This window comes from Commensalibacter communis (assembly GCF_947179015.1).
GTDB classification, from domain to species: domain Bacteria; phylum Pseudomonadota; class Alphaproteobacteria; order Acetobacterales; family Acetobacteraceae; genus Commensalibacter; species Commensalibacter communis.
Genome location: NZ_CAMXCM010000001.1, coordinates 240,138 through 260,021 on the forward strand (window position 1 = coordinate 240,138; position 19,884 = coordinate 260,021).

A 19,884-nucleotide genomic window follows, 5' to 3' on the forward strand; every position below is an offset into this window, starting at 1 on the left:
TCTTACGAAATTTAAAAGAACAACAACTTTCACGAAAGGGATAGTTGTTGTTCTTATATTTATCTTAATGTTTAAAATAAGATTGTAAAGGCGCTACGTCCAATTGTCCAGCGCGCAATGCAGAAATCGCATGAACGGCAGCAATTGCTCCAGCCATTGTTGTATAATATGGTATGGCATGGGTTAACGCAGAATGACGAATATCAAAACTATCCGCAGTGGCTTGTGCTCCTTGAACAGTGTTGATAATCAGTTGAACCTCGCCTGAAAGGATGGCGTCAATGCAGTGGGGACGACCTTCAAGCACTTTATTCACGATCTTTGCTTCGATGCCAGCTTGCTTTAAGGTTTCCGCGGTTCCTCGAGTTGCAAGAATTGTAAAGCCCATTTCTGTTAGCTTACGTCCTATTGAGGGTAAAGATACACGATCGTTATGACGAACAGATAGGAATACATTGCCAGATAAAGGCAAGGTAACCCCTGCGCCAAGCTGAGATTTTGCAAAAGCGCGTTCGAAAGATGTATCAATACCCATAACTTCACCCGTTGAACGCATTTCTGGACCTAGGATGATGTCAACATTGGGGAAACGTGCAAATGGGAAAACAGCTTCTTTAACAGCCACATGACCCGAAGATGAACGTTCAGTCAAATTGAATGATTTCAATTTCTCACCCGCCATTACTCGAGCCCCAATTTTAGCAACAGGAACACCCGTCGCTTTCGCCACAAAAGGAACGGTTCTGGATGCACGAGGATTAACTTCTAAGATGAAAATTTCATTATTCTTAATAGCATACTGAACATTCATCAGCCCAACAATGCCTAATGCTTTAGCGAGGGTTGATGTTTGTGCTTTCAGCTCAGTTACGACGGAAGGCGCCAAAGTATATGGCGGGATCGAGCAAGCGCTGTCGCCAGAATGGATGCCTGCTTGTTCGATATGTTCCATAACACCAGCAACATATACATCTTCGCCATCCGCCAAACAATCGACATCCGTTTCAATAGCATCACTCAGGTACTGATCGATTAATAATGGACCAGAGCTGACATCGATACCGGCTGATTGCAGAACATCACGTAAATAACGATGTAAGCTATTTTTATCATAAACAATTTCCATCGCACGTCCACCAAGAACATAAGAGGGACGCACAACGACAGGATAGCCAATTTCTTCAGCGATTGCTTCTGCTTCGTCACCATTGCGAGCAATGCCGTTTAACGGTTGACGTAATCCTAATTTTTTCAGTAAAACTTGGAAACGTTCACGATCTTCAGCTAAATCAATCGCATCTGCAGGCGTGCCAAGTAATGGAATATTGGCTTCTTCAAGGGCTTTTGAAAGTTTTAACGGGGTTTGACCACCATATTGAACAATACAGCCTTTGACAGTGCCATTTTCTTGTTCACGACGGATTAAAGAGATTACATCTTCATTCGTTAAAGGTTCGAAATATAACCGATCGGAAGTGTCATAATCTGTTGAAACGGTTTCAGGATTACAGTTGACCATGATGGTTTCATAGCCAGCTTCTCTGAGTGCATAAGAGGCATGAACACAGCAATAATCGAATTCAATCCCTTGCCCAATACGGTTGGGGCCACCACCCAAGATAATGATTTTTTCACGATCTGTTGGGTTGCTTTCACAAACAGGTGTATTGAAGCTACCTTCATAGGTGGAATACATATAAGAAGTCGAAGAAGCGAACTCGCCAGCACAAGTATCAATCCGTTTATATACTGGCATGACTTTAAGATTGGCACGGTGTTGTGCAATATCTGCTTCTGTTTTATTTGTAAATTGTGCTAGTTGTTTATCAGAGAACCCAAGCGCTTTGATCGCTCTGAGTTTATAAGTATCATTGGGTAATCCATTGGCTTGGATTTCTTTTTCAACGTAGATAATTTTTGCAAGCTCACGTAAGAACCAAGGATCTAAACGACATGCTTCGTGAATGCTTTCCAAAGAGATGCCTGCACGAATAGCTTGTGCTGCCATTAAAATACGATTAGGGCGGGGCTGAGAAAGCGCGCCGCGGAATGAATCGATATCTCCATCGCCAGGAATCTCAACAGAATCAAGCCCAGAAAGGCCAATTTCCATTGAACGTAGCCCTTTTTGTAAGGCTTCTGGGAAAGATCGACCAATCGCCATGGCTTCACCAACAGATTTCATGCTGGTGCTCAATAATGCTGGTGTTCCAGGGAATTTTTCGAATGTAAAACGCGGTATCTTAACAACGACATAATCGATTGTAGGTTCAAAAGAGGCTGGGGTTGTTTTGGTAATATCGTTTTTAAGTTCGTCCAGCGTATAACCAATCGCCAACTTGGCAGCAATCTTAGCAATTGGGAACCCTGTTGCTTTGGAAGCAAGTGCTGATGAGCGTGACACGCGAGGATTCATTTCGATCACAACCATACGGCCATCAACGGGATTTAACCCGAACTGAACATTTGATCCACCAGTATCCACACCAATCGCACGTAAACATGCAATCGATGCGTCACGCATGCGTTGATATTCTTTATCTGTCAACGTTAACGCAGGCGCGACGGTGATTGAATCACCTGTATGGATCCCCATCGGATCAATATTTTCGATGGAGCAAATAATAATACAATTATCCGCGGTATCGCGAACAACTTCCATCTCGAATTCTTTCCAACCTAAGATACTTTCTTCGATCAGCACTTCTGTTGTTGGGGATGCATCCAGACCAGAGGTTACAATTTGTTCGAACTCGTCTTTATTATAGGCAATACCGCCGCCAGAACCGCCAAGCGTAAAAGAGGGGCGAATAACAGCGGGAAGACCTGTGAACTTTAATGCTTCTCTGGCTTCTTCAATAGTATGTGCAATGGTGCTGCGAGGACTTTCAATCCCAATTTTTTCCATGGTTTCGCGGAATTTTAAACGATCTTCAGCACGATCAATCACGTCTGCTTTGGCACCAATTAGCTCAACATTATGTTTTGCCAAGAACCCAGATTTATCCAACGCCATTGCTGTATTCAAAGCAGTTTGCCCACCCATGGTTGGCAGGATCGCATCTGGTTTTTCTTTGAGAATAATTTTTTCGACGGTTTCTGGCGTAATAGGCTCGATATAAGTCGCATCGGCCATATCAGGATCAGTCATGATCGTGGCGGGGTTAGAATTCACCAAAATCACGCGATAGCCTTCTTCTCTCAACGCTTTACAAGCCTGAGCACCAGAATAATCGAATTCACATGCCTGACCGATCACAATCGGTCCAGCACCAATAATCATAATAGAGGATATGTCTGTCCGTTTAGGCATAGGAACACCTTATTGTTTTTTGTTAGGAGAGTGTTGGTCCATTAATTCCGCAAAGCGTTGGAATAAATAATGGCTATCGGTTGGGCCAGGGCTGGCTTCTGGATGATATTGCACAGAAAATGCAGGATATTTATCCGAAGCAATGCCTTCATTTGATCCATCAAATAAATTAATATGAGTTGGATGCGCATCAGATGGCAGGCTTTCAGGATCAACGGCAAAGCCGTGATTTTGGCTGGTAATCTCAACGCGACCTGTTTTTAAATCTTTGACAGGTTGATTAGCACCACGATGCCCTTGATCCAGTTTATAGGTTTTGCCACCCAAAGCGTGAGCCAAAAGCTGATGTCCCAGACAAATCCCAAAAATAGGAATGCGTTTTTCAAGCAATGTTTTTAAGACAGGCACGGTATAATGTGTAGTTGCTGCAGGATCAGCAGGGCCGTTGGATAAGAAAACACCATCAGGATTATGGCTCAGGATTTCTTCGGCAGAAGCAGTGGCAGGCACAACGGTAAGGTTACAGCCGACTTCGACAAGATTACGGAAAATATTATGTTTGGCTCCATAATCAATCGCAACCACGTTATATGTTTTGCTTGGTTTTGGTGATGTCTCATCACCCCAATGCCAAACGCCATTTTTCCACTGGTGTGATGTCGCACAAGTGACTTCTTTGGCTAAGTCCATGCCTTGTAATCCAGGCCATGCTTTTACTTGTTCTTGCAAGAATGGAATATCAAAGATGCCATCTTCTGGGAAATATAATAATGCATTTTGTGGCCCTTGGTCACGAATACGTAAGGTTAAAGTACGCGTATCAATGCCACAAATCCCAGAAACGTGATGTTGTTTTAACCATTCTTGTAAAGGACTGGTTGAGCGCCAACTGGCTGGTTCTGTAATGGGTTGTTTAACAATTAACCCTTTGGCAACGATTTTATTGGCTTCGTTATCATCAATATTTGTGCCAACATTTCCAATGTGAGGAAAGGTGAAGGTAATGAGTTGCCCAGCAAAAGACGGATCTGTCAATGTTTCTTGATATCCAGTCATGCTGGTGGAAAAGCAAATTTCACCAATAGAAAGATTATCTTTGGAGGAAAATGCCCCAAATCCGATCCCCCATAAAAAAGTACCGTCCTCTAGCAAGAGAACGGCATTGGCACCTGTTGGACAGGTATGAGGGGTAGAATCGGAAAGTTCATTTGGTTGTAAATCAGACAATGTTAAACCCGTTTCTTGAATAATTGTTGTCCAATGTTTGGATGGAATGGCACGGGCTTGTTTCCATTTGCGGATAGCCTCTGTGCTGACTTTTGTAATGCGGGCGGCGTTTTCAATCCCCCCAAGGCGAGAAATAATTGTATCAATATCCATCATGTCCTTATGTCCTTTGCTGGACGAATGTCGTATACTATATATAAAGCATTGGGAAAAAAATTCCCAGAGTATTTATAAAATTTTTCTTTTGGGAAATTTATTCCTGAATTAAGTCATGCTATACAGTATTTTAGTTTATTATATGGAGAGTTATTGTGGATTTACGCGAGCGTTTCAAAGAAGATCTTAAAGTGGCGATGAAAGCCAAAGAAGCCGAAAAAGTATCAACCTTAAGAATGATTGGTGCAAAATTAAAAGATTTGGATATTAATGCACGTCCAAAAGGAATTGAAGCGGTTGGAGAAGACGAAATCATTGCGATGTTAAAAGGCATGATTAAATCTCGTCGCGAATCTGTGGAAATGTATAAGCAAGCCGACCGTCCTGAATTGGCAGAAAAAGAGGAAAGCGAAATTCAAGTCATTGAAACATTTTTGCCTGCTCAGTTAGATGATGCTGCCATTGCAAAAGTTGTGGATGAAGCCATTGAAAAAACAGGAGCTTCTTCTGTGAAAGAAATGGGAAAAGTCATGGCTTATTTAAAAGAACATTATGGCGCTGTGTTAGATTTCTCTAAAGTCGGTCCATTAATTAAAGCTAAATTTTCTTAATATATTAAGGTGATGTGTGGCGTTTGATCAGCGTTTTCTTGAGGAATTACGGCAACGTATTCCTTTACATAGTATAATTTCAAGAAAAGTAAAAGTTGCCCGATCAGGTCGCCATTGGAAGGCGTGTTGTCCTTTTCATGGGGAAAAAACGCCTTCATTCTATATCTATGATGATCATTTTCATTGTTATGGATGTGGCGTTCATGGGGATGTTATTTCCTTTGTGATGCAAAATGAAGGTCGAACCTTTAATGAAGCGGTCACAGAGCTTGCTGCTTTGGCAGGAATAGAAGTTCCAGAACAAACTCCTCAACAAAAACAACGTCAGGAGCAACAGCATAATTTATACGAGCTGATGGCAGCAGCGCATGAATATTACTTATCTGAATTTCAAACCAATAAAGCCAAAATTGCGCGAGATTATTTATTGGATCGTGGAATAACGCCACAGACAATACGTCATTTTGGTCTTTGTTGGTCGGGTGATGGTCGAGGGGGTCTGATCCAATATCTAAGATCCAAAGAATATAGTTTGGAGATGATAGGCGAAGCAGGTTTATTAAGAAAACAGGCGGACGGGCAATGGGGGGGAGAGCTATTTTTTAATCGCGTGATGTATCCCATATGTGACCGGCGTGGTCGTGTGATTGCTTTTGGTGGACGTATTATTGGTGAGGGACAGCCAAAATACCTAAATAGCCCAGAAACGCCGTTATTTTCGAAACGTCGAATTTTATTTGGATTAAATCATTTATCATCTGTTTTTTCACGTAAAGACATAGATCCACTATTTAATACTATCTTGGTTGTTGAAGGTTATATGGATGTGATTGCTTTGTATCAAGCAGGGTTCCATGGCGCGGTTGCCCCTTTAGGAACAGCATTAACTCAAGACCAATTGGCTTTATTATGGCGGGTCAGTTCACAACCTGTTTTGTCCTTTGATGGTGACAGTGCAGGGCGCAGGGCAATGTTGCATGCTGCTGAAGAAGCATTGCCGATTTTGACCCCAGAGCAGACTTTGAATTTTATTACCCTTCCAGAGGGTGAGGATCCGGATAGTTTCATTCAAAATAAAGGGGTGAACGCCTTTCTTGAAATTATACGTCACAAACTAAGCCCTAGTGAAATATTGTATAATTTGTCTGTTGATGCCATGACGAATCGTTCACCAGAACAGAGAGCTGCGTTAAGAAAGCGATTAACGTCTATTGCTGAACAGATCAAAGATAAAAACCTTGCTAAGGAATATCGGAAAGTATTATTGGATCGGTTTTATGAGCAATTCTATTCTAAAAATAAACAATCAAATTATCAATCTCCTTACGGAAAAAAGCAAAACGATAAATTTAATGAACATTTAATGCGTCCTGTATTTCAAAAAGATCAGGTTGAATATCAACGGATGTGTATTTTAATTGCTTTGTTAATATATTGTCCAAGGATTATTTCGAGTGTTGAAGACGCACTTTGTCGCTTGGATTTGCCAGAGGAGCTATCGAAGTTAAGGGAAATTTTATTAGATTTCCCCCTTGATTGCGATAATATAAATTCATATTTACAAGAGAGAAATATGATTGAGGTAACCAAAAAAATCCTCAGCCATTCCAATCTAACCTTGATAAATCATAATAATTACGATAAAATCAATGATTTTGGATTGTTTGAAAAGCAATGGTGGCATTATTATGGGTGGTTAAATATTCACGAATTGGAAAATCAAGTTACACAAGCGCAACAGGACTGGATTAATTGTCCAGATGAGGAACACCAACGAACATTAATTGCTAGACTTAATGCTTTGGATGCTGTTAAACGTGGTGAGATTGATGTTTAAAAACGTGTTTAAGATAATGTGTAAGAATAATTTTGATATAACTCTTGATTTATTTTAATAAAACACCATTTGTAATAACAAATTATTTTTGGCTATGAAGTTGTTCCGCTAACCCTGCGTAATTCAAGAAAGTGATAAGGGTCTATAAGAGAGCCAATTTTAAGAGAGTCTGCATAGGTTTGTGTTATTTATTGATTGGTGATTTGTTAATATTTAGAAATAGTGCTATTTGGTAGTAAACTATTTATTCTTTGAGGCGGAAAATGGTTGTAAAAGCAGCAGGTAAAAGTGAAGGAAATGCAAATGATCGGGATAATGACACCAGTTTGTTAGATGTCAGATCTGCAGATGTTAAAAAATTAATTAGCAAAGGGAAGGAAAGAGGATATGTAACTCTTGATGAGCTGAATGCAATCCTTCCACAAGATAAAATGTCTTCTGAACAAATCGAAGATGTGATGGCTGCTTTTTCAGAGATGAGTATTCAGATTATTGAGTCTGAAGAAAGCGAAGAAGAAGCTAGTGAAGATGATAATGAAAATAATGCTTCCGAAGATGAGGTTGGGGAGAATGATGATGAAGAAGTCGTCGTTGCAGCAACCGAATCAACTGCAGGAAGAACGGATGATCCCGTACGTATGTATTTGCGTGAAATGGGTGCAGTTGAGCTCTTGTCACGTGAAGGCGAAATCGCCATTGCCAAACGTATCGAAGCGGGTCGCAATCAAATGATTGGAGGGCTTTGTGAAAGCCCCTTGACATTCAAAGCTATTATTGGCTGGCATGAGCAATTAAAAGCCGGTGATATTCTACTTAGGGATATTGTAGATTTAGAGGCGACACAAACAGAATACGATCAAGCAGGTTTGCCAGATATGAGCAGTGCTCTAAGTGCATCTGACGATGGTGACGAAGACACTGATGAAAATGATGATAGTGATGAAGACACAGATGAGAACGGAGAAGATTCTAATGAAGAAAATAACCTTTCTCTATCAGCATTAGAAGAAAAATATAAAGATGAAGTTTTAAGCCATTTTGCTGAAATCGAAACAATTTACACCAAACTTTATCAACTTCAAGCTCAACGTCTAGATTTTATTCAAGCTGGTGAAAAATTAACCCCGGCCTTTGAAACGGAATATGAAGATCTAAGAAATAAATTGATTATTGAAGTTCAACAAGTTCATTTACAAAGTAATAAAATTGAATTTCTGGTTGAACAGTTGAAAGAAGTTTCAAAAAAATTAGCGACTTTAGAAGGTGGTTTGTTGAGAATGGCCGAGAAATGTAAAATTTCTCGTGACGATTTCTTATCTAAATATCATGGTTATGAATTAAATCCAGATTGGATAGATGCAGTCCGTGCGTTGCCAGGAAAATATTGGAAGTTATTTGTTGAGCGATACGAAGAAGATATTAATAAATGTCGTGATGAAATCGCTGAACTTTCTCAAAGAGTAGGATTGCCAATTGGTGAATTTCGCCGTGTTTTTTCAACGGTTTCTTATGGTGAACGTGATTCGTCCAGAGCAAAAAAAGAGATGATCGAAGCCAATTTGCGGTTGGTTATTTCGATTGCTAAGAAATATACGAATTGCGGATTACAATTCTTGGATTTGATCCAAGAGGGTAATATTGGCTTAATGAAAGCGGTTGATAAATTCGAGTATCGTCGTGGTTATAAATTCTCGACTTATGCGACATGGTGGATTCGTCAAGCTATTACCCGTTCTATTGCGGATCAAGCCAGAACCATTCGCATCCCAGTGCATATGATTGAAACAATTAATAAATTGGTTCGTACTTCTCGTCAAATGCTGCATGAGATTGGTAGAGAGCCAACCCCAGAAGAGCTTGCTGAAAAATTGGGAATGCCCTTAGAAAAGGTCAGAAAAGTTCTGAAAATTGCGAAAGAACCTATTTCTTTGGAAATTCCAGTTGGTGACGAAGAAGACAGCCATTTGGGTGATTTCATTGAAGATAAAAGTGCGGTTATTCCTTTGGATGCTGCAATTCAGACCAATCTTCGTGAGGCAACAACACGTGTTTTAGCCTCTTTGACACCTAGAGAAGAACGCGTTTTGAGAATGCGTTTTGGTATTGGGATGAATACAGATCATACGTTGGAAGAAGTTGGTCAACAATTTAACGTAACACGTGAACGTATTCGTCAGATTGAAGCTAAAGCATTACGGAAACTTAAACACCCAAGTCGTAGTCGTAAGCTGCGTTCATTCTTAGATGATAATTAATTTAATTTTAAATTCTAATTCATAAGGGAAGAGGGCTTATCGCCTTCTTCCTTTTTTTGTTAATTGAAATGTCAGCACTAAATAATATTCATCCTTCTACACCTGTAACGGTTTCTATCACTTTCTTGCGAATGGATCATTTTCCAACTTACGAACTGTTGGATTTGCCTGCTGGATATTCTTTGGAAAAATTGTCTTTTGTTCCTGTACCACTATATCGTTATCTGTATGGGAATGTTGGCAAAAGCTGCTGTTGGTGGATGCGCAGGGTACTTTCAGATCAATATTTAGAGCAATTATTTTCTGATCCGTTGATTGAAGTTTATATTTTAAAAGATTCAGAAAATATAATTTCTGGTTTTTTTGAACTAGATTGTACACTTTTTACCAGTATCAATGTTGCGTATTTTGGTTTGATGCCTCATTTAGTCGGTCAAGGGATAGGAACTGCTTTTTTTCATCAAGCAATTCGAAAAGCGTGGGAAAAGAAACCAAGTTGCCTACGCATCAATACGTGTAACCTTGATAATCCAAGAGCATTGGAAATTTATAAAAAAGCTGGTTTTGAGCCATTCAAAGTAGAAACCGAGCTTTGGAATATTCCAGATGTTTTAAATTTACCTATTCCTAAAAAATATCGAAAAAAATAAGATAATCCCTTGCTTTTTATGAGAGTTTATGGTTTTAAAAGAGTTCTTCCCTGCCAAGGTTTTACGGCTATGCCTTGGCTATACCCAAAAGATGGAAGAATAATCAGGTTCTATACTGATTTTATTGGGTTGAAGTCAGCCGAAGGGAGATAATATGCCATTATACGAGTGCGTGTTTATTGCACGTAATGATGTCACTCAACAACAAGTTGAAGATATCGCTAATGGAGTTGCTTCTTTGATCGAAAGTGAAGAAGGCTCTGTACAAAAACGTGAATATTGGGGATTACGTAACTTAGCATACCGTGTTAAGAAAAATCGTAAAGGCCATTATATGCTATTAGGTGTTGATGCAAAATCAACAACTATCAAAGAAATTGAACGTCAATTGAACTTGAACGAAGATGTTCTTCGTTTCATGACATTGCGTATTGATGCGATTGATGAAGCACCATCTGCGATTCTTTCTCGTAAAGGGGATGATAGCAGAGATCGTTCAGATCGTTCTTCAAATAATCGTTCTTCTAAATCATCTGGGCGTTATGAAAGCGGTCGCAAAGCCGTTGAAGAAGATGATCTAAGCTCTGATAACAACAGTTTTGCTGTTGATCATGCTGATGATGAAGAGGAGGTCTAATTCATGTCAGAAACAGCTCAAGTAAATCCAGCTGCACGTCGTATTGCTGTGGGGGCACGTCGTCCCTTCCATCGCAGACGTAAAACATGTCCTTTTTCATCTGCAAATGCACCAAAGATCGATTATAAGGATATTCGTTTATTGTCTCGTTTCCTTTCAGAAAGAGGCAAGATCGTTCCAAGTCGTATCACTGCAGTTTCTGCAAAGAAACAACGTGAATTGGCACAGGCAATCAAACGTGCTCGCTTTTTAGCATTATTGCCTTACGTTCAAGACTGAGGGAGAAGAGATTATGGCTGCAACTGAAGTTATTCTACTTCAAAGAGTAGAAAAACTGGGTCAAATGGGTGATGTCGTTAAGGTAAAACCTGGTTTTGCTCGTAACTACTTGCTTCCTCAAGGTAAAGCAATCCGTGCGACGGCTGCTAATCGTGACCGTTTCGAAAGAGAACGTAGTCAATTAGAAGCACATAATGTCAAACGTCGTGAAGAGGCTGAACGTCTCTTGGAACGTTTACATGGCTTGTCAGTGGTTATTATTCGTCAAGCTGGCGAAAGTGGAAACCTTTATGGTTCTGTAACTGCACGTGATATTTCTGAAGCTGCTGCAAAAGATGGTGTATCCTTCTCTCGTCAGCAAGTCGAAATCGCACATCCAATTAAATCATTAGGTTTGTACCAAGTTAAAGTTCAACTTCATCCAGAAGTTCACTTGGATGCAAAAGTTAATGTTGCTCGTTCTGTTGAAGAAGCTGAACGTCAAGAAAAAGGCGATGTTACACAAGTTGAAGCTGCACATACACATGTGGATGCTGATACTGTTGAGCAAGCCAATTCAGAAATGTTAGAAAATGCACCTGTTGTAGATGAAGCTGCTGATAAAGCAGAATAATATAACATTATTTTTTGATATGGTTATAAAAAGCGAGGGGATTAACCCTCGCTTTTTTTATAGTTTTATCTTTGATTAGATTAAATTTTTATTAAAGCATCATAACTTATTTGAATTTTCAGTTAAAAAATAAGATACTTATTTCAAGAGTAATCGTTTATTTTGTAAATTAAGAAAAGCTTTATAAATTTGGGAGCTAGATATGTCTGGATTATTAGACGCAGTTTTAAAAAAACTCATTAAGAATGGTCGTTTAGAAGTTATATTTCCAGATAAAAGAAGAAGAATATATGGGGATATGAATGCTAAAGATGCTGCTGCAATGGAGATTTTAACAGCAGATACCTATGCTCACTTGTTAGTTAATCCCAGCCTTGCTTTTGGTGAAGGCTATATGAATGAAACTATCAAACCAATCAATTGCTCAATTTATGATGTTTTGAATGTGATCTTACAAAATGATCTTGCAGCTGGACATTTTGGAGAAAAAATTGTTTCTGTTTTAAGGTTTGGAAAGCGTTTTTGGTCTCAGCTCAATGGTTTGAAAACGTCACGTAAAAATGTAGCACACCATTATGATCTAAGCGGTGCTTTGTATAGTTTATTTTTAGATGAAGATCGTCAATATTCTTGTGCTTATTTTCTGACAGGTAATGAAACCTTGGAAGAGGCTCAGTTGGCTAAGAAACGCCATATTGCATCTAAATTGAACCTAGATCGTCCAGGGCTCAATATTTTGGACATTGGATGTGGTTGGGGTGGAATGGCGTTGTTCCTTGCAAAAGAGTTTGATGCCAACGTAACTGGAATTACTTTATCACAGGAGCAACTGCAAGTTGCTAAAAAACGTGCTAAAGAGGAGGGGTTAGAGGATAAGGTTCGTTTTGAGTTAAGAGATTATCGATTGGTAAATAAACAATATGACCGTATTGTTTCAGTAGGCATGTTCGAACATGTGGGTGTGAATTTTTACGATCAATTTTTTCAAGATATTAAAAGAATTCTCAAACCTGATGGTGTTATGCTTCTCCACTCGATTGGACGCTCCGATGGTCCAGGCTCTACAAATGCTTGGATTAATAAATATATTTTCCCAGGAGGGTATTCTCCATCATTAAGTGAAGCTTTTGCAGCTATTGAAAAAAGTGGTCTGTGGGTTACTGATTGTGAGATACTTAGATTGCATTATGCCAAGACATTAAAATTATGGCGTGCACGAGTAGAAGCACAAAAACAAGCGATTATAGAAATGTATGATGAACGTTTTTATCGAATGTTTGACTTTTATTTGTCTTCTTGTGAATTATCATTTTATTATCATAACCACATGAATTTCCAACTACAGATTAGCCCGACAATCGACAGCTTACCGATAACAAGAGATTATATGTTTCAAACGGAACAGGAGTTATCTATCGAGCATTAATATTATGGTGCAAGTGAGCAAGTTGATCAAACTCTGAAATCGTCAATGTTTCTGCTCTTCTTGTACCGTCAATATTTGCTGAAGCAAGTAATTGTTCCCCGCCGATATTTTTTAATGCACCTTTTAACATTTTGCGTCTTTGTCCAAAAGCAGCGGCAGTAACCTGTTCCATCGCTTTAAAGAGGGCTGGTGTAGGTTGCTCTGCTTTGGGAATGATATTAATGACAGCAGAATAAACCTTTGGTGGTGGGGAAAACGCACCAGGTGGAATACGCTTTACGATCACACATTCAGCAACCCATTGTGCAATAACAGATAAACGTCCATAATATTCAGTATTAGGAGCAGCGCATATACGCTCAGCGACTTCTTGTTGGAACATTAACGTCATGCGTTTCCATTCTAATCCTTGCTTTAACCACCCCAGTAATAATGAAGTGCCTATATTATAGGGTAGGTTGGCGATGATTTGACGCGGTGCGTCACAAAGCGTTGTTAGATCAAGTTTTAACGCATCATGTTGCACGACTTGAAAGCGATCAGGGTAAAAACTTTGTAACTCATGAAGTAATTGCAAAGCACGCTGATCGACTTCAACGCCAATGATCTTTTTGGCAGCGCTGTCCAACAAAGCTCTGGTTAGACCGCCAGGGCCTGGCCCCACTTCAATCACATTTTTATTGGTTAAATCTCCAGCCAAAGCAATAATTTGCTGATTTATCATGGGGTCTAACAGAAAATGTTGCCCCAATGATTTTTTGGCAAGAAGATTATATCTAGTGATGCTTTCTTTTAGGCTGGGTAGCTGGTTTTGTTGTAGAGTCATTGGTATTTGTATGCATTTCAATAATGGCTTGGCGGTGTAAGTCGCGATCTAATTGTTGAGACACTTGTTCAACACGTTGGCTTAACAGTTGGTTAGCAATTTCACTGGTTGAAATATCAGCGATATTCTTCTTTTCTTTTGTACAAACCATAATTAGGGCAATACCATCAATTGAAACCAATGGTTTGCTGACTTGACCAGGTTGTAATCCTTGCAAAACATTACCCATTTCTGGATTCATACGCTCTAACTGCATTGGGCCAGGATCAGAAGGGCGCGTGTTTCCCGCCTTTTGGTTTGCTTCTTCAACTTGTTGGCAAGTATGTAAAGAATTTTTTAATTGGTTGACCTGATTTAATACACTGATTTGCTGTGGGGTAGGGTTTTTCGGGTTTAGTTTAGAAGAGAATGGGAGGAACACTTGCCGAATAGTCATTAACGTTCCCATTTCATTACCGATCGTACGTTTGCCACTGAGCATTGCAATAATATATCCACCAGCAACTTGAATAGGGTTAGAAATTGCCCCAATAGGCATTTTGCTGACTAGAGTAGCAACTTCTGGATCTAAATTATCCTTCTGCACCCAGCCTAGAGCTCCACCTTGTAAGGCACTTTGTGCTTGAGAGAATTGAGCAGCAACGATTGGAAAAGGGGCACCATTTCGAAGTTGTTGAATGATGGTTTTGGTAAATTGTAACTCTTGTTCTGGATGACGTGCGTTTTCAACAGGAATGAAGATTTCATTCAGAAGATATTCTGGTTGTCCAACCTCTTGTTTTAAGGCTTTTTGTCTTTGTTCAACTTCTTGGGCTGTAATACGACTTTGGCTTCCAAGTTCTTGTTGAAGGACTCTACTCCATCCTAGTTGTAGCCGGATTTGGTCAATCAAGGTGCTCATAGATACACCATCGGACGAAAGTTGGTTTCTTAGAGCATTAGGGGGCATACCATTGCGTTTTTCAATGTCAGCAATGGCTTCGGCGATTTGCTCAGGGGGGACATTCACATTTCTTCTGAGCATCTCTTGAGTATGAAGGCGTTCAGTAATTAATTGCTTAATTAATTGTGGACGCATCCGCTGTAATACATCAGGAGTTAATCGGACACCTGCGGTTAATTGGAATAATTGTTCTCTGTTATTTACATCTCTTTGGGTTAACAGATTACCATTAATGATCGCAATAATCTTGCTTTCTGCATTATCTTGAGCGTCAGGAATGGAGTAATCTTTACCCATAGCTTTCGAGTTAACACTGGGAGAGGAGGAGGGAATATGATTTTTGTGCTCTGTTGTTGCAAAAGAAGTCGCGGAGCTTAAAAAAGTACCAACCATAGCTAGGAAAATACTCAATTTATATGGAGAGAGTAAGAGTGAAAATCTATGTGTCTTGTACATTATCCATTAATTCCAAAAGTGCCAAGTGTTTTAAAGGTTAGCATAAATAATACTGTATCACTATTTTGCTCACCATTAATCATTGTATATTGTTTAAGATAAATTACATCTAGACTGAAGCAATCATTTCGATAGCCCGCATTACCACCGATTGCGACATTTTGCTTTCTAGATAAACTGCGTCGTCCAAAAGCAGATGCATGCCAATGTTCCCAATCTGTGGAAGCACCTAACGTTAATTCACTTGTTTTTTGATCGTAAAGCTTAGATGGACCTGTGGATGTAAAGGGGTTTCCAAAATAGTAATAATAAGGGGTAACGGGTTCATAAATATATCCCCCGTTGATACCGAAATGTTTGAAGCCTGCGTTAAATATTCCTTCACCATATGTAATATCCCCGCTATATGGGTCTACACGAGTTCGGGCTGTTGTCGTAAAATATTGCGTGGGTGCAAATCTTAGACGCGCGACCACATCTGACATATGACGATTGACTCCGGCATTTCTGGGTAAATTTTTGGTTACATGTTCTTGGTAACTTTGACCGACTAAGAAATCAACTTGCTTACCGTTCCATGCCCAATTTCCGTGAATACCGACATTGGCTCTGGCACCACCATCTAAACGATCTGTTCCTTGAAAACGATTGAGTGCGAAAAGGGTTGTATCAGAAAATTCGTATGCAAAGCTATCTTCATTTGGCATTGCCCAATTTCGTCCGCCTTTGGAATGAGGGGCAGCAATAAGTTGTACAATAGGCTCGATAACCTGTGTGCCGGTTGTATTGCCTAGTTTAAATTGTCTAAGGAAAGGCCAATTCATTTTGACCGCTAATGTTGGTAATGCTTGTCCTGTAAAATGGCTACCGTATTTATTTAAATAAAGTGGTTGTTGGTAGAGATGTGATGCATTGTAGATGTTGGAATCTACATGTAAAGTCACCAACCATTTTTGTCCAATATTAGTATCAAATGGTCTATCCCAATTTAAAGAAGCCTGACCTCTTTGGTCATTTACACCTGTTGGGCGATAAAGGATAAAGTTGGTTGTATCAAATGAGAAGCGACCACCTAATGCATCAGGTTGACCGAAATAGCTATATGTATAACGTGGTAGCACAAAAGGCAGATCGGAATCATTAATGACGCCACGATTTAATCCTTGATAAGCTTGCATGGTAACCTTTGAGTAGGCACCTTCTCCAAACCCTTCTAAATAAAGATTTGAGCTTAAGGTATCTTGACCGTAACCGTTGATACGATAATCGCGCATATAGTCAGCAGATGTTGCAACGTTAATATTTGCACCATAACGCCAATTTTTATTTAATGACCATTCTGTTTTTAAGAATAAATATCCTTGTGCGCCATGACCATTACTGTGGAGTGTATTTCCCCATGCATTTTGCCATGAATCTTTATCTACTGTATCATCTGCGACACCACCTTCAACGCGCAACATGCCTTGATTAAAGCGCGCTCTGTAGATAGCACTTAGTTGTGGTCCAGTTTTTGTTGCAAATAAGGGGCTCAATGTCAAATCTGACCACTTATTCATCGCCCAGTAATATGGAATAGTCGTGTAGGCACCAATATATTTACTATTAAAATTAATACTTGGGATTAAGAAACCACTTTGGCGTTTTACAGAAGGGTCAACGATAGAGAAGAAAGGCATATAGAAAACAGGCACACCAAAGAAATCGATGAATGTATCAGAGAAATCAATGCGCTGATTTTCCATATCTCGAATAGCTTGATAAGAACGTAATTGCCAGAAGGGTGCTTTTTTAGGATTTTTTTCACAAATAGGACAGGCTGTATAAACAGATCGGCTGAAATCATGCACTTTACCACCCGTGCGTCGAGCACCATTAGCAGCCAGTTTACCATTGTCGGCAAGCAATGCATAAACTTGATCCATCACGCCTTCACGCATATTATCACCAAGTTGCACATGTTGGGTAAATAAAATTTCACCATCAGGTTCAACCATAGATACATTACCACTGGCGGTAGCGATGTTCGTGGTACGATTATAAGTCACTTTATCAGCGCGCAAGATATGGTCATTTTGCCATATATGAACATCTCCAGCCCATGTAACCTCTCCAGTCTTTGAATTGTAAGAAACGTTATCAGCTTGGAAAGTAATCGGTTCTTTTTCTGAAAAAGGAGTACCGCTTGATTTGCCAATGTTGGATTGAGCAATTTGTACTTGCTGCTGTGCAAATACACTCTGATCCACAAGTAAACCAATAGTTCCTATTGATCCGCTGAAAATGCTAATTAACAATAAGGTTTTATGCTTATTTTTACGAGCAATTTTTCTGGTCAATTTTTTAAAGAGTGAAGGTGAAGAATAATTACGCATCAGCCGTCTTCCAAATGAATAAGAAGAGATATAGCCAAACAAAGTCCAGCAGCCGTCGGGGCCCATGCAGCAATAAGGGCTGGCAAAGCACCAGACTCACCAAATTGTTCAGCGACTTTTGAAATGGTAAATAAGGCAAAACCAGCAGCTACTCCTGAGCCAATCATTTTCGCAACGCCACCTCTGCGTGTGGAACGGGTGGCAAATCCTGCAGCAACCAAAGCCATTGTACTAGCTAATAAAGGTTGTGCCAATAATGACTGAAAACGCAAGCGATGACTGATAGACGAAAAGCCAGATTCGTTTAACAAATGTATGAACCCTGGTAATGACCAAAAGGACAACGTGTCAGGGGATGAAAAGCTTTCTTCTATGTTTGATAGTGACAGATTTGTTGACAATTTAATCATTCCTAAATTGACAGGTAATTTGTCTGGTTTAATAGACCGTGCATCATTCAAGACCCAATAATGTTGATGTTCCAAATATCCCGAAGGCGATTCAATACGAACCAGTAAATGGTCATTATCGTCAAGTCTGAAAATGCTGATTCCTTTCATATGAAGGATGTTATCTTGCACTTTCACTTCCTGAGCATGTAAAATTGCAACACCTTTATGATCTAGCCCTTGATCAGATTGACGAACCCATAAAGAGCCGCTTGAAAGGCTTGTTAATTTTCCACCACTTGTATTTAAATAAGTTTGATCGAGGATTTCAGCTTTACGAAATAAGTTAGAGGAGATAGGGGAAATAATCATAATTGAAAATAATCCCAGACCAAAAGCACATAGCACAGGTGCAGTTAAGAATTGCCAAGCAGAAATTCCTGCTGCGCGTGTTACAATTAATTCGGAAGAGCGAGTTAACCTCCAAAAACAAATAATCCCACCTAAAAGAATGCCAAATGGTAAAATTTGCATACAGAAGTTGGGAATATGATAAAGCGCAATAGAAGTTGCTACACTTGTTGAAACGTGAGGTTTGGTTGCAACTCGACGCAATAAATCAATAAAGTCAAATAAAGATACCAGTGCTGTTAAAGCAAGGATCATCGATATTGAGGCAAAAGAAAATTGTTTTGCAATATAGATTGAAATCGTGCGTGCTGAAAACATATTTTACCTTCCTTTTTGTAAAGAAGATAGGGGGATAGGTTTGTCAGTCTTGGATTTTAATTCGGGTATAAAAAGAATGAAAGACGCAACAATGCCTGGTGTAATTGCTACAACCCATATGAATGGAATGAAGATCATATTTCTTGTTGCTATGTTTTGAATAATTAAAATCAATGACATTAACCCAACAATAGTAAAAATAGCACCGAGTGGGCGAAGAATATTACCATATCGTGCAAAACTTCCTCTTAACACGCTGACCAATGCAACCATAGTGAATGAAAATATGGTTAATGGCGAAGTTAATCGTCGATGTGCTTCGACCGCTAGTTTGCCATAATCACGATCAAATACCTCTTGTGCATTGGGATGAAGTAGTTCGTACAAAGACATTTCCGTTGCATCTTTAAGACGTGCAGCTTGTTCTTTGTTTGAAGAGAGATCAATTGTATTTCGTTTAAAATTCAGCACATTTAAACGACCTGTTCTTTTATCGATAACTTCTCGGGAACCATTTAATAAAACGACTTGAGGCTTATCATTGATAATAACGATATTCCCACTTTCAGCGAGGATAGTAGCTTTATTATCTGGTTGCCTAGCATCCTCTACTAAAATACCTTTCAAGACACCATTATGGTCTTTAGAGCGTATATAAACGGTTAAATTATTCGAAATATTCGTAAAAACACCTTCTTGTAACATAAAGGCAGCCATTTTATTTCGGATTTTAAATTCGTTTTGCCTAAAAGAATGATAGGCAGCAGGCACAATCCATAGATTAAGTAAATAACACGCAACTGTTGCAATGAGCGCACAAATCATTCCAGGCTTAGCCAAAGCAAATGATGACATTCCTGCTGCTCTCATGACAACGATTTCTCTGTCACCAGCTAAACGATGGTATATAAATTGTACAACAACAAAAGTTGTAATAGGTAAAATAACCGCAACAAAAGAAGGAATTAACAATCCAGTTAGTTGAAGGAATACCCCCAGAGACAGACCTCTATCGACAACAAGAGATACAAATCGTAAAGATTGTGTGAGCCAGATAAGTGCTGCTAAGCCTCCTGTTGTTGCCACCAAAGCAATCAATAATTGATGTAAGATATAGCGGTCAAACATGGGGAGACGCAATGAAGCCAATAAACGCATTTGA

General features: G+C 39.4%; 15 protein-coding genes. 8 read left to right on the forward strand and 7 right to left on the reverse strand.

What is annotated here, in order from left to right:
• Positions 1-64: 64 nt before the first annotated feature.
• Together carB and carA are read right to left on the reverse strand one after the other, a co-directional pair.
• Positions 65-3,313: a carbamoyl-phosphate synthase large subunit gene (carB, locus tag PQG54_RS01185; protein ID WP_271789295.1), complete on the reverse strand. Its 3,249-nt coding sequence runs from the start codon at positions 3,311-3,313 to the stop codon at positions 65-67.
• A gap of 9 nt (positions 3,314-3,322) precedes the next feature.
• Positions 3,323-4,696, reverse strand: coding sequence for a glutamine-hydrolyzing carbamoyl-phosphate synthase small subunit (gene carA / locus PQG54_RS01190; protein ID WP_271789294.1), 1,374 nt, complete (start codon positions 4,694-4,696; stop codon positions 3,323-3,325).
• Positions 4,697-4,851: 155 nt separating this feature from the next.
• Between carA and PQG54_RS01195 the strand changes: the two genes are divergently transcribed.
• The 8 genes from PQG54_RS01195 (at position 4,852) to PQG54_RS01230 (ending at position 13,004) form a co-directional block, all read left to right on the forward strand.
• Positions 4,852-5,307, forward strand: a complete 456-nt coding sequence (locus PQG54_RS01195) for a GatB/YqeY domain-containing protein (RefSeq protein ID WP_271789293.1) — start codon at positions 4,852-4,854, stop codon at positions 5,305-5,307.
• A 16-nt stretch (positions 5,308-5,323) separates the two neighbouring features.
• The gene (gene dnaG / locus PQG54_RS01200; protein ID WP_271789292.1) at positions 5,324-7,144 is read left to right on the forward strand and encodes a DNA primase; all 1,821 of its coding nucleotides are present in this window, start codon (positions 5,324-5,326) and stop codon (positions 7,142-7,144) included.
• Between the two features lie 263 nt (positions 7,145-7,407).
• Positions 7,408-9,399, forward strand: coding sequence for an RNA polymerase sigma factor RpoD (rpoD, locus tag PQG54_RS01205; protein WP_271789291.1), 1,992 nt, complete (start codon positions 7,408-7,410; stop codon positions 9,397-9,399).
• A 68-nt stretch (positions 9,400-9,467) separates the two neighbouring features.
• A complete protein-coding gene (locus PQG54_RS01210; protein ID WP_271789290.1) occupies positions 9,468-10,049 on the forward strand; it encodes a GNAT family N-acetyltransferase in 582 nt (193 codons plus the stop codon).
• Between the two features lie 154 nt (positions 10,050-10,203).
• A complete protein-coding gene (rpsF, locus tag PQG54_RS01215; protein WP_271789289.1) occupies positions 10,204-10,686 on the forward strand; it encodes a 30S ribosomal protein S6 in 483 nt (160 codons plus the stop codon).
• Between the two features lie 3 nt (positions 10,687-10,689).
• The gene (rpsR, locus tag PQG54_RS01220; protein ID WP_271789288.1) at positions 10,690-10,965 is read left to right on the forward strand and encodes a 30S ribosomal protein S18; all 276 of its coding nucleotides are present in this window, start codon (positions 10,690-10,692) and stop codon (positions 10,963-10,965) included.
• 13 nt (positions 10,966-10,978) lie between these two features.
• Positions 10,979-11,578: a 50S ribosomal protein L9 gene (gene rplI, locus PQG54_RS01225; protein ID WP_271789287.1), complete on the forward strand. Its 600-nt coding sequence runs from the start codon at positions 10,979-10,981 to the stop codon at positions 11,576-11,578.
• Positions 11,579-11,780: 202 nt separating this feature from the next.
• A complete protein-coding gene (locus tag PQG54_RS01230) occupies positions 11,781-13,004 on the forward strand; it encodes an SAM-dependent methyltransferase (RefSeq protein WP_271789286.1) in 1,224 nt (407 codons plus the stop codon).
• On the opposite strand, the gene rsmA is transcribed toward PQG54_RS01230, so the two are convergent.
• The 5 genes from rsmA to lptF form a co-directional block, all read right to left on the reverse strand.
• Entirely contained in the window at positions 12,991-13,830 is an 840-nt protein-coding gene (gene rsmA / locus PQG54_RS01235; RefSeq protein WP_271789285.1) for a 16S rRNA (adenine(1518)-N(6)/adenine(1519)-N(6))-dimethyltransferase RsmA, read from the reverse strand. The genes PQG54_RS01230 and rsmA overlap by 14 nt on opposite strands.
• Complete coding sequence (locus PQG54_RS01240; protein ID WP_271789284.1) at positions 13,781-15,166, reverse strand: peptidylprolyl isomerase; 1,386 nt, start codon at positions 15,164-15,166, stop codon at positions 13,781-13,783. The genes rsmA and PQG54_RS01240 overlap by 50 nt, the downstream gene beginning before the upstream one ends.
• 62 nt (positions 15,167-15,228) lie before the next feature.
• Complete coding sequence (locus PQG54_RS01245; RefSeq protein WP_271789283.1) at positions 15,229-17,604, reverse strand: LPS-assembly protein LptD; 2,376 nt, start codon at positions 17,602-17,604, stop codon at positions 15,229-15,231.
• A complete protein-coding gene (lptG, locus tag PQG54_RS01250) occupies positions 17,604-18,722 on the reverse strand; it encodes an LPS export ABC transporter permease LptG (RefSeq protein ID WP_271789282.1) in 1,119 nt (372 codons plus the stop codon). The genes PQG54_RS01245 and lptG overlap by 1 nt, the downstream gene beginning before the upstream one ends.
• Positions 18,723-18,725: 3 nt before the next feature.
• The gene (gene lptF / locus PQG54_RS01255) at positions 18,726-19,880 is read right to left on the reverse strand and encodes an LPS export ABC transporter permease LptF (RefSeq protein ID WP_271789281.1); all 1,155 of its coding nucleotides are present in this window, start codon (positions 19,878-19,880) and stop codon (positions 18,726-18,728) included.
• Positions 19,881-19,884 lie beyond the last annotated feature (4 nt).

What these genes read in the sequence shown, in the direction of transcription:
- PQG54_RS01230 (WP_271789286.1), top strand. Translation starts at nt 11,781, where the DNA reads ATGTCTGGATTATTAGACGCAGTTTTAAAAAAACTCATTAAGAATGGT.
- carA (WP_271789294.1), bottom strand. Translation starts at nt 4,696, where the DNA reads ATGATGGATATTGATACAATTATTTCTCGCCTTGGGGGGATTGAAAAC.
- carB (WP_271789295.1), bottom strand. Translation starts at nt 3,313, where the DNA reads ATGCCTAAACGGACAGACATATCCTCTATTATGATTATTGGTGCTGGA.
- rpoD (WP_271789291.1), top strand. Translation starts at nt 7,408, where the DNA reads ATGGTTGTAAAAGCAGCAGGTAAAAGTGAAGGAAATGCAAATGATCGG.
- rplI (WP_271789287.1), top strand. Translation starts at nt 10,979, where the DNA reads ATGGCTGCAACTGAAGTTATTCTACTTCAAAGAGTAGAAAAACTGGGT.
- rsmA (WP_271789285.1), bottom strand. Translation starts at nt 13,830, where the DNA reads ATGACTCTACAACAAAACCAGCTACCCAGCCTAAAAGAAAGCATCACT.
- lptF (WP_271789281.1), bottom strand. Translation starts at nt 19,880, where the DNA reads ATGCGTTTATTGGCTTCATTGCGTCTCCCCATGTTTGACCGCTATATC.
- PQG54_RS01245 (WP_271789283.1), bottom strand. Translation starts at nt 17,604, where the DNA reads ATGCGTAATTATTCTTCACCTTCACTCTTTAAAAAATTGACCAGAAAA.
- rpsF (WP_271789289.1), top strand. Translation starts at nt 10,204, where the DNA reads ATGCCATTATACGAGTGCGTGTTTATTGCACGTAATGATGTCACTCAA.
- PQG54_RS01240 (WP_271789284.1), bottom strand. Translation starts at nt 15,166, where the DNA reads ATGGTTGGTACTTTTTTAAGCTCCGCGACTTCTTTTGCAACAACAGAG.
- rpsR (WP_271789288.1), top strand. Translation starts at nt 10,690, where the DNA reads ATGTCAGAAACAGCTCAAGTAAATCCAGCTGCACGTCGTATTGCTGTG.
- PQG54_RS01210 (WP_271789290.1), top strand. Translation starts at nt 9,468, where the DNA reads ATGTCAGCACTAAATAATATTCATCCTTCTACACCTGTAACGGTTTCT.
- lptG (WP_271789282.1), bottom strand. Translation starts at nt 18,722, where the DNA reads ATGTTTTCAGCACGCACGATTTCAATCTATATTGCAAAACAATTTTCT.